Here is a 16,011-nt window from a genome sequence, read left to right as displayed (position 1 = left end):
TTTCTTCCGGACAATTCGAATCCGCCAGCACTTCAAGCAGGTGGAACTTCCAAGGTTCCACGTCCACGAAAAAGCCTCAGACCTGCTTCCCGTCTCCGCTCCTGTTGAATGATTCGCCGTATAACAAGCACATCTTTGAGATACCTTGCGCCTGGATTGATGCGTTAGCGAATTTCGATGGCGATGCGCCTGGCTTTTCGACAACGATCATCGATGGTTCTCTCTTGTGTCCAGAATCTGTCACTCACCGGAACCGTCGCCTTCCACCTGCTTTTTTTTCCGCGATACCCTGATCTCCAGTGGCCTGGTCGTGTCGATATGTACGTCGCGCTGGGGGAAGGCGATGGAGATCTGCGCCTCGCGGAATTTCCTGTCGATGGAAAGATGCAGGTCGCTGATGGCCAGCAGCCGGTCTTCCACGGAGCCGATGAAGCAGCGGAGCTGCAGCAGCAGGCTGTTGTCCCCGAAGCTTTCGAAGGTGACCATGGGTTTGGGTCTCTTGAGGACGAACTTGCTTTCCCGCGCAGCCTTGATCATCAGGTCCATGGCCCGCTGCACGTCGCTGCCGTAGGCCACGCCCACGGGCACGACGATGCGGGTGACCGGATCGGACAGGGACCAGTTCAGGAGCTGGCCGGAGATGAACTCCTTGTTGGGCACGAGGAGTTCCTTGCGGTCGAAGTCGCGGATGGTGGTGGCCCGGATGCGGATGCGGGTCACCACGCCGTCGGTGTTGCCGACGGTGACGATGTCGCCGACCCGGATGGGACGTTCGAAAAGGATGATCAGGCCGCTGATGAAGTTGGCCACGATCTCCTGCAGACCGAAGCCGATGCCAACGCCCAGGGCGGCCACCAGCCACTGGATCTGCGACCATTTGAACCCGAGGATGCCGACAACGATGAGGCTCCCGATCACGCTGATGACGTATCCCGAGAGGGTGGTTATCGTGTACAATCCGCCCTGTGACAGATCGAACTGACTGCGCAGGAACATCCTGATAAGGTCGGGCAGATAACGTGTCGCCATCCAGGTCACGAAACCGATGAAAGCGGCCAGCCCGAGGCTGCCCAGAGTCACCTGCACGCTCGTAGGCTGTCCTTCGACAACGGAGGAGTAGCTCCACAGGGTGAACTGGTTGAAAACCCGCAAGGCCGGAAAGACATCTTCCCAAACCAGCCACAGTCCGAAAAGCAGCGCCACGGCCGTCATCACGTTCAGGAATATGCGGCTTCCCGGAAGTTCGGCCGTGTCGGCATCGGGATCCTGATCCGTGTCGGGCGGTCCCGGGGCACCGTCGCTGGCCTGGTCTTGATGTGGAGTGGCCCCGTCCTGCCCCTTTCCGGAAGAAGCCCTGCGCATGGATTGAATCAGCCAGCGCTCAGCAATCTGGTGGCAGAAGGCCAGGCCCAGCACAACCCACATGCTGTAAAAAAAACAACGTATCAAGGTGCCTACCGTGAAGACGTAACCGACAATGATCAGACCGCTCATGATCACCGGGAAGGACACTATGATCGCAAAAAGAACCGGATAGAAACGTGCCCACAGACGCTTCGGATATTTGTGCAGGGCATGTTGCCACACCCCTTTTTCGGGGTGCAGGACCCGATACAGGAAAACCGTCAGGGAACCCAGGGCGGCTATCAGCGTCAGCCGCCCGAGCCCCGCGTTTCCGGTCGTCTGCAGCGATCCGAAGATTGCCAGCCGGCTGACGAAGACAAGTGGCGGCATGACGACAATCAGCCTTCCGGTTTCCCGTCGCAGCAGCGTGATGATCTCCTGCGGCCAGTGGAAAAAACAGTCCGCCAGCCCTTTGGGCATCAGCAGACCGCGAAGTATGCCCATGCAGGCGTAGTACCAAGACAGGATCATCAGTCCCGTGCCCATGGTCTGGGTGAACGGCGTGGTCCTCTGCAGGTCATCCATCTCCAAGCCAAGGACGAAGAGCAGCAGCGGCCATTGCAGGACAAGCAGCATGGTCATCCCGAACGCCTTGAGAGGAAGAACAAAATGGTAGGTGTCAGGGTTGTCGGCCTGGGCCACGGTATTCTCGAGAAGAGAAACCACGCTCTTTTTGCGGTAGCGGAGCATCGCCACCATCAGGCATGTCAGGATGATCAGAGGCCAGGACTGCGCGTTGGTGAAAAGCAAATTGAAACTGTTGATCCATTGTCCCGACGCGAACAGGGCCTCAATCTCGGAAGGAAGTTGCGCGATGTCCTTGAATCCCATGAACGGGGTGCTGCGGACCCAGAGAAGCCTCTCATTCAGGAACTGGTTATAGGACTCCAGGGTGTTCAAATACGCATGGTATGCAATCTCAAGCTCCGACAGCCTGGTGAAATGGAGTTGATCGAAGTGGGCGATTTTCTCCAAGAGCTTCTTCCGGGACTCGAGCAGCCTGCGCAATTCGGGTTCGGAGACCGGTTCCTCCTCCCGCGGCGAGGCGGACACAAGATCGGCCATATATTCGTCGATGTCCTTGAGACGCGCCGACTCCTCTTCATGCTGCATCCGCAGCAATCCCGCCCTGGCGATGGAGTCCTCGGTTTCGGCCATAAGGTTCCCCAGGGACTTCGCCGTGACCAGCGTCCGTCGCTGCTCATGCAGCATAAATCCCAGAGCCTGGCTCGCACCCGCCAGTTCGATCTTTTGTTTGATGAGCCGAAAATCTTCCTCGAGCTTTTCCAATTCCTGATCGATGGTCTTCTTTTTCGTTTCGAGGTTTTCCAGCGCGCTGGTCACTTCCTGCAGATCATGGCTCAACTTTGCACTGTCGGCCGCAACCTGCCGCAGCAAGGGTGAGCTGTCCTCGACCTGCCTCACCGCCTCCGTGGCCTGGACAACGCTCGCGGCGGCCTCCTCCTGGCGCTTTCTGCCGGTGATTGTCTCCAGCCCCTGCACTCGCATGCGGGTGTCCTGCAGACGGGCTTCAGCCTCCTGCCGCCGGACGTTCGTCAATTCCTGCAGCATCGGCAGGCTTTGCAACTCCTGGCCCAGCATCCTTGCTTCGCTGCGCAAAACCAGCACCCGCGATTGCCACAGCCAGTCCTCCGCCTTCTCGACGCTGAAAGGATCGGACGGCGAAACCGGAGCCCCCCGACCGGCAAGCAATTCCGCCTCGGACTCCTTGATCACGGCGAGACGCTGGTTGATGATCGCTGGACGTTCACTCTGTTCACGGAATTTTTCGTTCAAAGACCTGGCGAGGTCATCGACAGCCGCATTTTCAGCCTTGGCCTTGAGCAGCAGTTGTTCCGCCTCTTTGAGCGGCAGGGAGCCGGCCATGACTTCAGGGTCCTGCGGGCCCTTCTTTGCCTGCTTGGAGATGTCTTCCTTGACCCTTGAAATTTCCGCCGGGGCCGCCTTGACCGACTCCGCGAGTTGTTCGGTCCGAGCATCGAAGTCGACCGCTTTTTCGAGGTTTGACAGGGCGTTGCGGTAGTCATTGAGCAGCGTGGCTTTCGTGGCGTCGTCAAGGTCGTCCGCCTTCAGGACATCGTCGATCTCCGCCTTGAGCATGTCGGTCGTCAGGGAGATGGAGGTGTCCACGGACATCCCGACTGCGCATACAGCTGGTCTGGCGCCCGCCAGAAGGAATGCGAGGATGAAAGGCAGGACCAGCCGAATCGGAATGATCTCCATAAGCTTGCTCATTCGGCGCTCCTGACCGGGCAGGAAGAATCGGCTTCCCCCTCCCGCCTGCATGTTTGCATCACTGGCGACGCACGGCCCGCGACAGCCTCTCGCATCAGCGACTGAGCGACAGGATCGTTTCCGCGATGACCCCGCCAAGCTTCTCGATGTTGCGCTGCTGGGCCGCGACCCAGGCGGAGTGGTCAGGGGCCGTCAGACGCTCGCTCAGGTCCGAACGGCGAATGACCGGCTCGCCATTTCTCTCGGCGTCCAGGACGGCCCAGCGCACGCTCAGGTTCGCCTCGCTTCCGAGGACGCCGCCCATGTTCAAAACGTCCGCCAAAACGCGGAACCTGGGGGCAAAGTGCTGGTCCCAGGGAAAGATGGACACGTTCTCCGTGCCGAGCCGCCGGGACAGCTGTTCGGCCAGGGCCCGGGACATTTCCCGGTCGACCTCGCCGCTCCAGCGGTGGTATTCGGCCAGATCGAAGCGTCCTCCCTCCCCGCCGGTGGCGATGCGCGTCTGCTTCAGGATGTCGGGCACGGTCACGGGACCGACGCTGACGGCCAGGCCGCCGTCAGCCTGAACATTCAACGCTGCTCCGGCCTGAGGCGCATAGAGGCTGTAATAGGAGGTCGTCGTCACATGCCCGGCGCAGCCCGACAGCAGCAACAGTGTCAGACCGAGCAGGGACGCGCGTCTCATGAGGTTATTCATCCTTCTTTTCTCCTTTGCCGAACAGAAGCGACTGCGGCTGGTTCTCGATGGCCGTGGACAGTTCCCGCAGGGAGCGCAGGGTCAGGGTCAGCTCTTCGAGAGTCTTCTTCAGATTGTAGTTCAGGGGAGAATCCTTGCCCAGGGTCCGCTGCAGCTCCTCCAGGGTCCCCTGCAGCGCGCCGAGGCTCGACTGCAGCATCGGGGCCGTCTCGCCGTCGAGCCTGCGGACGAAGGTGCCGGCTTCCCTGACGGTCACGGAACTCTCCCTCAGCAGCTGATCGAGGCTTTTGCCGATCTTCTCGAAGGGGACCTTTTCCAGGCTGCGGGTTATGCGCGCGATGCTCTCCTGGATCTGTTCGATGGACCCGCCCATGCTGGGAATGACCGGCATTCCGTTTTCGTGGGCCAGTTGAGCCTTCGGCTCTTCAGGATAGAATCCGAGGTCGACAAGCATTTGTCCCGTCAGCAGGTTGCCGGTCTTGAGCTGCGCCCTGAGATTGCGCTCCTCCACGAACCACCTGAGCAGCGGCTCGCTCTGCCCGCCCTGCCGATCGGACACGGCCTTCAGCACGTTGGCGATGCGCTCGGGCTCGATGGACAGCACCACGGGCACCCGCAAATCCTTCATCTTTTCGTCGTACACCAGGTCTATGTCGGTCACCTCGCCGATCTTGATCCCGTAGATTTCCACCGGAGCGCCCGGGCTCAGGCCCCGAACCGACTGATCGAAATAGACCATCCATTTTCTGCGCACGGAATAGCTTTTTTCCTGGATGCTCTCCCGGTTGGGGTAGAGGTTGAAGACGGAGTTCTCCCCGGCCACCTCTCCAGGCTCCAGCCCATCCGGGACGTCAAAGGCGAGACCGCCGGAGATGATGGATATGAGGGACTCCGTGTCGATCTTGAGGCCTTCGGCCGACAGGGAGACGTCGAGCCCGCTGGCGTTCCAGAAGCGCGTGTTCTTCGTGACCTTGGCGTCATGGGGGGCCCCGACGAAGACCTGCACGTCGACGGTCTGCCCGTCGGGCGCGAAGCCGTAGCTGACCACCTGGCCGACCTGGATCTGGCGGTAGTAGACCGGCACGCCGACGTTCAGGGAACCAAGGTGCTTGGCCTTCAACCAGAAATGCCGTCCGGGCAGCCCGGAAGTTATGACCGGCGGCACTTCGAGGCCGGCAAAACTGGTGGTGGGCTGGCCGCCAAGGGCAGGATCGATGCCGATGTAAGCCCCGGACAGGAGCGTGCTCAGGCCCGAAGCCGTGCCGCCGCGGATCTGGGCGCGAGCCACCCAGAAGCGGGTCTTGTCGTTCAGGAACCGCGCGTAGTCCTTGACCAGTTCGGCCGTGACCACGACATGCGTGAGATCATCCCCAACCCGTATGTCCTCGACCTGTCCGACCACGACATCCTTGAACTTGATCTTGGTCTTGCCGGCTTCGAGCCCCTCGGCCGTGGAGAAGGTCATGGTCACCACGGGACCCTTCTCGCTCATGGCCTTGAACACGAGCCACCCTCCGACCAGCAGCGCCACGATGGGGACGATCCACACCAGCGATATGCCGCCCTTTTTCCTGACCTCGGCCGGGGCCGCCAGGGTCTGGGCTTCTGAACTGTCCGTCATGAATCCTCCTCGATGACATCCCAAATGATGCGGGGATCGAAACTCTCCGCTGCCAACATGGTCAGCACGACCACGCAGGCGAAAAATACGGCGGCCGGCCCGGCCTCGATGCTGGCCACACCGCCGAGTTTGACCAGACCCACCAGGATGGTGACCACATAGACGTCGACCATGGACCAGCGGCCCACCACCTCCGTGACACGGTAGAGGACGGTGCGGTCCCGGGGGCGCCAGCGCAGGCGCAGTTGCACGCTCAGCAGCAGGAAGGTCATGATGGCGAGCTTGGCCATGGGGACGAAAATGCTGGCGACGAAAATGACGATCGCGATCTCCCACGAACCGCTGTGGATGAAGTAGATCACGCCGCTTATGATGGTGTCCGACTGGACTGTGCCCAGGGCATAGGTCACGGTCATGGGCAGGAGATTGGCCGGGATGTACATGATGGCCGCGGCCAGCAGGAAGGCCCAGGCCCGAGTGATGCTGCCGGGCTTGCGGGCGTGCAGGGCGGCCCCGCAGCGGGGGCAGCGGGGATGGCCCGGCGGCAGGGACGCGGCGCTGACGAGCAGATGGCAGTCGTGGCAACTGATCAGCCCGACCTTCAGGGCGGTCGTTCTCTGGGCGTTCATCGCTCATGCTCCAGGTGCTCCCAGATCAGGGGCGGATCGAGGGAGGCCATGGCCGCAATGGTGATGACCGTCAGCAGTCCCAGAGCGAAGACGGCGATGCCCGGGATGATGGTGGCCATCTTGGCCAGCTTGACCAGGGCCACCAGGATGCCGATGAGAAAGACCTCCATCATGGACCAGGAGTTGAGGTGCCCGATGGCGCGGAAGATGGCGATGGAACCCGGGGCCCGAAAACCGGCCTTGAGGGGGCCAAGAATGTACAGCAGCCCCATGAACTGGGCCAGGGGAATGACCACGCAGGTCAGCATCACCAGCCCGCCGAGGCCGTAAAGGTGCTGCTTCCAGAGCTCGATGATGCCGGTCAGCAGCGTCGTCTCCTGCACGAAGCCGCCGCTCTTCATGGCCAGGAAGGGATTGGACAGGGCGACGAGGAAAAGGACCAGGGCACTAAAGGCCAGCGCCAGGGGGCGGTCGATGCTGTCTGGCCGGTGTCTGTGCAGCACGGCGCCGCAGCGCGGGCACAGGGACACGGCCCCTGCCCGGTCCGGGAGGCGCGTCAGGAGATCACAATCGTGGCAGGCGAGAATCCGCATTTCAACTCTTGTTTTTGGCCCGTCCAAGAAGGAACGGTCGGTTGGGAAACAATGTCCGTGGCCCGCTGACATCATGTCCGTGGCGCGGCATGAGGTCCCGGATCATATTAGGAGGGACTGGGGCGCGAACGCGTCCTCTTCCAGATTCGTGAAAACCATCGAGATCTTCTGGCCGAGGACCAGCTTGGGCTGACAACTGGTCGCCGGGACGGATGCGTCCGGGAAAATTTCTGAAGGCTCCGCGACAACCGCGAAGCCGCTTCGGAAAATGCCTTCGCAAGATCTTGCCCCGCAGAACATATCAAGAAGTGCACCAATCGCAACGACAGAGCTTCATCGCGCAACCATTGGAAGATGCAGAGGAAAAAAGACCGGCGCTGAACGGGAACAGGACCGCGGTCCTGAGTAGGGGGTGACATTTCAAGCCTGGGGCGAAATATCATCCCCGAGAGATCAGGTTAACTGCGTGGGGATGCCCAGCTTGCGCATGCGGGAGTACAGGGTCGAAGGATTTATTTTCAGGATCGCCGCTGCGCCTTGAGGGCCTTTGATGCGGCCTCTGGTCATACTGAGGATGAACTGGATGTGCTCGATTTCCATTTCCTCCAGGGATTTCGGAACCTCGCTTGTCTGCGGGCCCGGCGAAAGCCTTTGCACTTCGAGGGTGTCCCCCTGGCTGACGATGAGGGAGTGCTCGATGACGTTGCGCAGCTCGCGGATGTTCCCCGGCCAGGGGTAGGATTGCAGGGCGCTCATGTCGCGGGCCGAGATCCTGCGCATCTTCTTGCCCATGCGCTCGCCGAATTCGCCGACAAACTCCCAGACCAGCTGAGGAATGTCCTCGATCCGCTCCCTCAGGGGCGGGACGTGGATCGGAAAGACGTTGAGACGGTAATACAGGTCGCGCCGGAAGCGTCCGCAGCGCACCTCTTCCTCCAGGTCCCTGTTGGTGGCCGCAATCAGGCGGACATCCACCTTGATGGTGTGGGGGCTGCCCAGGCGCTCGAATTCCCCGTCCTGCAGGACCCGCAGGAGCTTTGCCTGGGTCTCCAGGGGCATCTCGGCGATCTCGTCGAGAAAGAGTGTGGAACCGTCGGCAATCTCGAAACGTCCTTTCTGCTTGCTGAGTGCCCCTGTGAAGGCGCCCTTTTCTCGGCCGAACAGTTCGCTCTCCACCAGGGCTCCGGGCAGGGCGGCGCAGTTGACCTTGACCATGGCCCTCCTGGCTCGATCGCTCAGGCGATGGATGGTCTGCGCGATAAGTCCCTTGCCCGTGCCGGTCTCTCCCGTGAGCAGCACGGTGCTCCCGGTCCGGGCCACTTGATGGGCCTGGTTCATGATGGCTCGCATTTTCTCGCACGATCCCAGGACCTCGGCCTGGTCCGGATTGACTGCCGCCTCGTAGCGCAGAAACTCGTTCTCCTTTTCCAGCTGTAGTCTAAGCTCCTCGACCTCGCAGACCTTGGCCTCAAGCTTCAACGCGATAGACTTTCTGGTCGTGATGTCCAGGGTCACGCCCATGGGCCTCGGCCCATCCTGTGACTCGATGTGCACGACCCGTCCTTGGCTGAACATCCAACGGATCGACCCGTCCTGATCCTGGAGACGATACTCGACGGACACATCCTTTTCAGTTTCCATCAGTTCCTGCAGGGCGCCAAGCACCTTGACCCTGTCTTCGGGATGAATCCTCTGGAGGAGTGCGTCCCGGCTGACATAAGGGGCTGGCGGCAAGCCGAAATGCTCCTGAACCTTGTCCGTGACCCAGAAGTGTTCGGTTTTCGGGTAATACTCCCACAATCCGACATCCGCCGAGTTCGCGGCCAGATACTGCCTTTCGAGCAGGGTCCGCAGGGTGATTTCCGATTTGCGCCTCTGCAGCGCACAGACGAGCATGTCGCCAATCATGCGGACCACGGGAACGATTTCCTCGGGCCATTTCATTTCGGCACGCGTCGCGTTCAGCACCAGAATGTAGAAAAACTGCCCCCCTGTGGCCAGCGGGACACCCAGGAGCGTTTTCGTACCTATGGACTCGTGCGACACCCGGTCCACGTGCCCCTGGGGCGGCAAGTCCGAAAGTCTGGGGACCGAATGCACCTGGCCTCGCCTGAACATGACTTCATAGGCCCATGGAAAATGCACTGCAAGGTTCATCTCGGCGGAAACCACCGAAGCCCCTGAAGAATACCACGCGTAAAGGATTCGCGCCATGACAGAGTCTTCTTCCAGACCGATTATCCCGACGCGATCGGCCCCAAGCTTCTCTCCTATTTCTTCCAGGGACTCCATGATGCTTTGCTCCATGTTCTTGGAACATGCGCGCACCAGTCGTGCGGATATGCGGTATGAGAGATCCTGTAGAATTTTAATTTCGATCATGTTGAGCCGGGGAGGTAGTGGTTGAAGAAAAATTCATGATTGGGCCCACGCAAGGCCGGGAACCGGTCATCTGCAATCCCACGGACGTTCGTTTCGGTGCATGATGCATCTGTGCCGTCATAAAAGCCCTATGAGCGGATTATAAAATGTATTGGCACGAAGACTTGGCGTAATCAAGGGCAAACACAAACAGCGTCCGGCCTCTGCAAAAACGCCACTGCAAAAAGTCGTCATCCGCTTGAAGAAGGGGATATCTTTAACTGTTTGAAAAGAATTGATTTTAGTATTCGTGGGAATGACACTCAGGTTCTGCCATGACTTTTTGCATGGCGTCTGAAAAGTATCGGGATGTCCGGTTTGAACCGTCCTTGAATCCGGCAAAAAACGCGATGTGAGAAGAATTCTCGGGCCGGTCTTGGTGAACCCGGAGGCGCTGTACTTCTCTTCCTGAAATTGCAAGTTGACGTATCAGAAAAAGCGGACCCGATGGCCCCTCTCGCAGCCACTGGCCTTAGGTCTGGCCGCGAAGGCGATCTCGGGTCGTCGGGCGCTAGACGGCTCGCGCCATCTCGATCAGGTCCATGCCACCGATGTCCGTCACTTCGAAAAACATGACCTTCGGCGCGCTGCGCGAATACTCCATGGCCTCCAGAATGCGCAGAAAAATGTGTGAGCGCAGATGCGCCATGAGCGACTCTCGAGACTGCCATCGCTCGGTGTAGATGATGCCTCCTTCCTCACCCGTCTCAAGGGCCACAGTGCATTCCAGGCAGTCGCCGGCCGAGGCCAGCACCGTCTTCATGGATTCCAGCACATCCAGCACTGCGGGAGCCTGCCCCGGAGCCGGATAGATCTTGAAGATAGCCACGTTCATGATTTCTGCTCCATCAAATTGCGCACCAAATTAGACATCGTTCGTTTTTTTTCCGACAAATTGTTGAATATCAGATAAATACCATGCAAAGGTCTTTTTTTGAAAGGGATTCCTCCCACAATAAAAACGATACTCCGACCCGAAGACGACATATCGACCAGTATCTGACAGCCGACCCGGTGAACGTCCACGGGGTCCCGTGCGGGGTCCGGCGGCCCGGCCGTTCATTCCGCTGACTTCGCCCTGGCGGCCGCCTCGGCCGCGGCGCGCGCCCGCTCCTCCTCCTGCATGATCGTGGCTGCGGCCGCCGCGCCAATGGCGGAACCGGCGACACTCTTGTCGCCCGCGCCGTTCGCGGCCAGGAGGGACTGGACCTCCGGCGGCAGGTACACGGTCACGTTGCGGTGCGCGAACTCGATTCCGTTTTTATGGAAAGCTTCCTGGATGCGGCGATAGACTTCCTTGCGCGTCACGAACTGATGCCCGGGGACGGTCTTGAACTTGACGCGCAGGATCATGGCCGAGTCTTCCATGCCGCGCACGCCGTTGGACTTGATGTCGCTCAGCAGTCCGTTCTTCAGGCTCTCGTCGGCCTGGATGTCCTTGTTGACGCGTTTGATGACCTTGCGGATCTTTTCGATATCGGCGTCGTAGCGGATTCTGAAATCGAGTTTGGTGACGATGTAGTCCCGGCTGTAGTTCTGCAGGATCTTGAGTCCGCCGAAAGGCACCGTGTAGATCATGCCCCGGGGGTGCCGCAGGCGCATGGAACGCAGGGAGATGTGTTCCACGGTTCCCTTGGCCGAGCCGGTCTCGACGTAGTCCCCGACGCGGAAGGCGTCGTCGATGAGAAAGAAGATGCCGGAAAGGATGTCCTTGACCAGGGTCTGGGCGCCGAAGCCGATGGCCAGCCCGACCACGCCGGCCCCGGCGATGAGGGGCGCGATGTCCACGCCCAGGGCGGAAAGCCCCATAAGGGTGCCCATGACCACCAGGACGGCCATCATGAACTTGCGCAAAAGCACGAGCAGGGTCGCCTTGCGGGACCCGCCCGCTCCGCCTCCCTCATCCATCTCTTCGGCATTGACGCCCGACAGGGCCATCTCCTCCTGCAACTGACGGTCGATTCTGATGCTGATGACTTCCCAGATGACGAGGCAGGCCACTCCCACGAAGAGAATGCCGAGGATGTCGCGCGCGAACAGCCAGCCAACGGGGATCTCGACGCCCCAGACCCTGAACATCAGAAATATCGCAAAAACGATCAGCGCCACCCGCAGCGCCTTGAGGATCAGAGGATAATACTTCTTGAGTCCCTTTCTCTGCGGGAGCTGCCGAAAACGGTCGCCGGCGGGCGCCGGGCCGTCCTCGTCTGCATCGGCGTTCAGGGAAAATGCCACCGGTTCGTCCCGGGAGGCCATTTCCAGAAGCCTGCGAACCCAGAAGTCCAGGCCGATGCAAACGGGGATCAGGAACATGCCAAGGACCAGGCGGACCAGGGGTTCCTCCACCGACAAGGCCCGGACGCTCCAGAACACGCCAATGCTCAGGGCATAGGCCATGGCCGGGTAGTGCCAGTGCCGGGCCAGCAGCGTCAGGACATTGTGTTCCCCTCCATCAGCGGACAGGGCTTCCGCAACCCGACGCTTGTTGGCCAGGATCATGGCACACAGAAGCAGGCCCGTCGAAACTCCGGCCGATGCGTACAGGACCTTGCCCAGGGACGTGGCCCCGCCGACGTGTTCCAAGATTATGCTGCATGCCCCCAGGGCGGCGGCCAGCCAAGTGATGGCCATGAGCCAGCGGTACAGGCTTTTCGCGGCGTCATCGCCCACAGGCAGGAGACGGAAGCCCGCTGAAGAGGGGGTGAGAAGGGCCCGGGCGAAAACCTGCAGGACGAGGGCGTATGTGAGCGCCACGAACACGATGCCCCCCATGGTCCGCTCCGGGCTTGGGCCGGGTATCGCGGACATGAGCAGCACGAAGAAGACTGCGAAGAAGACTGCCAGGGAGAGGGCACTGCAGAGAAATCTGCCAAGGAGCGCCGCGAAGCTTCCGACTCCCGGTCCTTGCCCTGTGGGCATGCTCCCCCGGACGAGCCTGTGGAGGGCGCGCCCGGCGATCTTGAAGGCCAGGAGGGAACAGAGGATGATCCCGCCGAGGGTGGCCAGGAAACGCAGGAAGTGGTCCCGCCCCCGATGATTCGACAGGCTGTCCACCAGGCCGGAGGAATTCGAGATCTCAAGCCGCACTTCCCCTGCAAAGGTCTTCGCAGTGGAGATGAAGTCCTGGCTTCCCTGCTCCAGGGAGACGAGAAAGGCCAGGAGGACATTGGAATGCGCGGGCAGGCTTTTGAGGCTCGGAGATTCTGCCCGCCCCGCGGGCACGTCCTGCGCTGCGTCGTCCGAAGCGTTGCCGGCGAGAACCAGGGGAGCCGACGCCAGAAGATGCATGGCGAGAAGCAGGTGAAAAAGCCATCGTGACCATAGGGGCGGCATATCGACTCCATTCATGTTTGAGACGGTGCACGACTCACCCGGCCGAAATGGACGCGGGTTCCGGGGGCCGGGCGGCTCCTGCTGCCGTACCCGGTGCGAACGAGGAATGGCCGCCTGCGATCAGGCGGCCTCTGGGCTCACTGCGCAGGAACGTATCTGTAGAAGTCGGGCATCCAGAGCGGCTCATGCCCGGGGCAGACCGCCGACGGCGATCGCAGGGAAATCTCTCCCACGCGGGAATTGATGATCTCGAAGGCGGTCATGGGGAAATCCGCCAGCCGTTGCTCATACTGCGAACCGTTTTCCAGGAGATGGCTCAGCTTGTCATGCATCTCCTCGACCGTGACCGTCTCCCTGGGGATATATTCGAGGAGGCCCCGCGCCGCGAAAATCTGCGCTCGCATGAGCTGCTCCTCGCGGGGGACGCTGCGCGGGATGATGAGCATGGGCCGCGCCGCGCAGATCAGCTCGCACATGGTGTTGTAGCCGCCCATGGAGACCACGCAGTCCGACGCGAGCATGACCTTCTCGATTTTTCGGTGGAACTTGACGATGCGTATCTTCAGCCTGCGCGCCCGGGAGGCAAGCTGGTCGTATAGCTGCACGTCGAGCATGGGGCCGGTGACGATCATGGACCTGAAGCCGCAGTCGGGTCTCGTCTCCAGCATGGACAGGTAGGTGTCGATGACTTTGAAGCCGTCGCCGCCTCCGCCTGCAGTGACGAGGACAAACTTTTCGCCATTGCAGAGCCCCAGTTCGCGGCGAATGCCCGGACGGTTTTTGAGCCGTGGGATCTGCCGCGGGATATAGCCCGTGAAATGGATCTTGGATTCGATGTGCCCGGGAATGGCGTACTCATGGACGGCATCGAAGATCTGCCGGCTGCCGTACACCCAGATTTCGGAGTAGAGCTGCTCGAAGACCTCGTACATCTTGCGGTCCCGCCAGTCCTGAATGGTGTTCTCCGGGCCGTCCATGATGTCCCGAAGCCCCAGCACGACCTTGGTCTTCGGGGAGTTCTCCCGCAGCCAGATCAGGGTGGCCGTGACCTCGAGCTTGAGCCCGAGAGGGGCCTTGTCGACCAGGAAGAGGTCCGGCCTGAAGGTCTGGGCCGTGGCCAGGATGATGTTCTGGCGGATGGCCAGGGTCAGTTGGGCATCTATGGTTATGGAATGCGGGACATAGACTTCGTTGCTCTGCTTGATCATGCCGGGAATGCGCACGAAATCAATGCCCTTGGGGATGTCGAACCGCCCCACGATGGGCGAACCGGTCAGGATGAGGACCTGATGCCCCTTGGCCAGCAGGCTCTGGGCCAGGGCAATGGTTCGCCGGATATGGCCCAGGCCGTAGGTATCATGTGAGTACATGAGTATTTTCATGCGAATCCTGGATCTGGTTTATTAAGAGCTGGTGTCAGGGACAACAACCCGAACTGCATGATCCAGACAACTCAAATATCATACCAAAAATGCGCGCCAGACGATGCCGGCAAAAGATACCGAAATAGTTGTTTTTTCCTCAAGCCCAACCATGGAATTTCCAAGCCGGAACAAAATGCGGGTGAAATACAGACTCCGGGTCGTAATATCGACCGATTACTTGCCGTTCATTTTAAAACTGACCCGTTCGGCTCGTTTCAGATCCGGGAAATGTCGGCAATTATTTGGTCTTTGATTTTTTTAGCGCCGTGAGTGAAGACAACTGGAGCAGGGTTGGATGACGGCAGGACATGGGCTCGGTCTTTTTATGAGATAAGTCGCCATGTCTTGTGTAATCAATAAGTTGGGATATAAAGGTGAGAAGAATGGAAAAAGCGAAGGTTTATTTTACCGATTTTCGCACGGTGGCATTTGGAGACGGACTGCCCACCAAGCTCAAGAAGATGATCAGGACGGCCGGGATCGGGGAGATCGACATGGACGGAAAGTTCGTGGCCATCAAGCTGCATTTTGGCGAACTGGGCAACATCAGCTATCTGCGTCCCAACTATGCCAAGGCCGTGGCCGACTTGGTCAAGGAGTTGGGCGGCAAGCCGTTTTTGACCGACTGCAACACCATGTACCCGGGCAAGCGCAAGAACGCTCTGGAGCATCTGGAGTGCGCCTGGGAAAACGGGTTTTCGCCGCTGTCGGTCGGCTGCCCCATTCTCATCGGGGACGGGCTGAAGGGAACCGACGATATCGCGGTGCCCGTGGCCGGCGGGGAATACGTGAAGGAGGCCAAGATCGGGCGGGCCGTCATGGACGCGGACGTGTTCATCAGCCTGACCCATTTCAAGGGACACGAGATGACCGGTTTCGGCGGGGCCATCAAGAATATCGGCATGGGCTGCGGCTCCCGGGCCGGCAAGACCGAGCAGCACAGCGGTGGCAAGGCTTCCATCGACGAGGCCAAATGCCGGGGCTGCATGGCCTGCCTGAAGGAATGCGCCAACGAGGGACTTTTCTTCGACGAGGACGCAGGGAAAATGCGCGTCAACGAGGACAATTGCGTCGGCTGCGGACGCTGTCTCGGGTCGTGTAATTTCGACGCCATCGCGTTCAGGAATTTTGCGGCCAACGAGCTTCTGAACAAGCGCATGGCGGAATATACCAAGGCGGTCGTGGACGGTCGGCCAAACTTCCACATTTCGCTTATCGTGGATGTCTCCCCCAACTGCGACTGTCACGGCGAAAACGATGCGCCCATCCTGCCCAACCTCGGGATGTTCGCCTCCTTCGACCCACTGGCCCTGGACCAGGCCTGCGTGGACGCCTGCATGAAGGCCAAGCCGCTTCCGGGGAGCCAGCTCTACGAAAACCTGTCAAAGCCTGATTTTCTGGACCAGCACGATCATTTCAAGAACTCCACGCCCCAGTCGGAATGGCGTTCCTGCCTCGATCATGCGGAAAAGATCGGACTGGGTACCCGGGACTATGAGCTGATCTTTGTCAAATAAGCCTTGTGCATGAAGCGGTGCGCTTATCGACGAGTCGGAACGGTTTTGACTTTGTCGGCCTGATTGGCCGGGATACGGTCAATATGCTGCCGCCCGTCACGTTTCAGGCTTGTGCG

The 16,011-nt window shown here is 60.2% G+C and carries 10 protein-coding genes; 1 reads left to right on the top strand and 9 read right to left on the bottom strand.

Annotation, left to right across the window (positions count from 1 at the left end; all coding sequences use genetic code 11):
* Window positions 1–240 precede the first annotated feature (240 nt).
* From BMZ24_RS11205 to BMZ24_RS11160, 9 genes are all read right to left on the bottom strand, one after another.
* Window positions 241–3,660 (bottom strand): mechanosensitive ion channel domain-containing protein, encoded by a 3,420-nt coding sequence (locus BMZ24_RS11205; protein ID WP_161949128.1) that lies wholly within the window; start codon window positions 3,658–3,660, stop codon window positions 241–243.
* Window positions 3,661–3,754: 94 nt separating this feature from the next.
* The gene (locus BMZ24_RS11200; RefSeq protein ID WP_092192290.1) at window positions 3,755–4,357 is read right to left on the bottom strand and encodes a PqiC family protein; all 603 of its coding nucleotides are present in this window, start codon (window positions 4,355–4,357) and stop codon (window positions 3,755–3,757) included.
* The gene (locus BMZ24_RS11195) at window positions 4,350–5,978 is read right to left on the bottom strand and encodes a PqiB family protein (RefSeq protein WP_092192288.1); all 1,629 of its coding nucleotides are present in this window, start codon (window positions 5,976–5,978) and stop codon (window positions 4,350–4,352) included. The genes BMZ24_RS11200 and BMZ24_RS11195 overlap by 8 nt, the downstream gene beginning before the upstream one ends.
* Window positions 5,975–6,607, bottom strand: coding sequence for a paraquat-inducible protein A (locus BMZ24_RS11190; RefSeq protein ID WP_092192286.1), 633 nt, complete (start codon window positions 6,605–6,607; stop codon window positions 5,975–5,977). The genes BMZ24_RS11195 and BMZ24_RS11190 overlap by 4 nt, the downstream gene beginning before the upstream one ends.
* Window positions 6,604–7,200 (bottom strand): paraquat-inducible protein A, encoded by a 597-nt coding sequence (locus BMZ24_RS11185; RefSeq protein WP_092192284.1) that lies wholly within the window; start codon window positions 7,198–7,200, stop codon window positions 6,604–6,606. Before BMZ24_RS11185 ends, BMZ24_RS11190 begins: the two co-directional genes overlap by 4 nt.
* 453 nt (window positions 7,201–7,653) lie before the next feature.
* Complete coding sequence (locus BMZ24_RS11175; protein WP_092192280.1) at window positions 7,654–9,582, bottom strand: sigma 54-interacting transcriptional regulator; 1,929 nt, start codon at window positions 9,580–9,582, stop codon at window positions 7,654–7,656.
* Window positions 9,583–10,132: 550 nt separating this feature from the next.
* Window positions 10,133–10,456, bottom strand: a complete 324-nt coding sequence (locus BMZ24_RS11170) for a putative quinol monooxygenase (protein ID WP_092192278.1) — start codon at window positions 10,454–10,456, stop codon at window positions 10,133–10,135.
* A gap of 224 nt (window positions 10,457–10,680) precedes the next feature.
* Window positions 10,681–12,954, bottom strand: a complete 2,274-nt coding sequence (locus BMZ24_RS11165; RefSeq protein ID WP_244150340.1) for a mechanosensitive ion channel family protein — start codon at window positions 12,952–12,954, stop codon at window positions 10,681–10,683.
* Between the two features lie 137 nt (window positions 12,955–13,091).
* On the bottom strand, window positions 13,092–14,324 hold the full coding sequence (locus tag BMZ24_RS11160) for a glycosyltransferase family protein (protein WP_244150339.1): 1,233 nt from the start codon (window positions 14,322–14,324) through the stop codon (window positions 13,092–13,094).
* Window positions 14,325–14,761: 437 nt separating this feature from the next.
* Here BMZ24_RS11160 and BMZ24_RS11155 point away from each other — a divergent pair, with 437 nt between their 5' ends.
* Window positions 14,762–15,895 (top strand): DUF362 domain-containing protein, encoded by a 1,134-nt coding sequence (locus BMZ24_RS11155; protein ID WP_092192272.1) that lies wholly within the window; start codon window positions 14,762–14,764, stop codon window positions 15,893–15,895.
* Window positions 15,896–16,011: the final 116 nt, after the last annotated feature.

It is taken from the genome of Desulfomicrobium norvegicum, from assembly GCF_900114595.1.
Taxonomy (GTDB): Bacteria; Desulfobacterota; Desulfovibrionia; order Desulfovibrionales; family Desulfomicrobiaceae; genus Desulfomicrobium; species Desulfomicrobium macestii.
The sequence above is the reverse complement of the archived record's forward strand: the minus strand, read 5'-3'. Positions and strand labels throughout refer to the sequence as shown.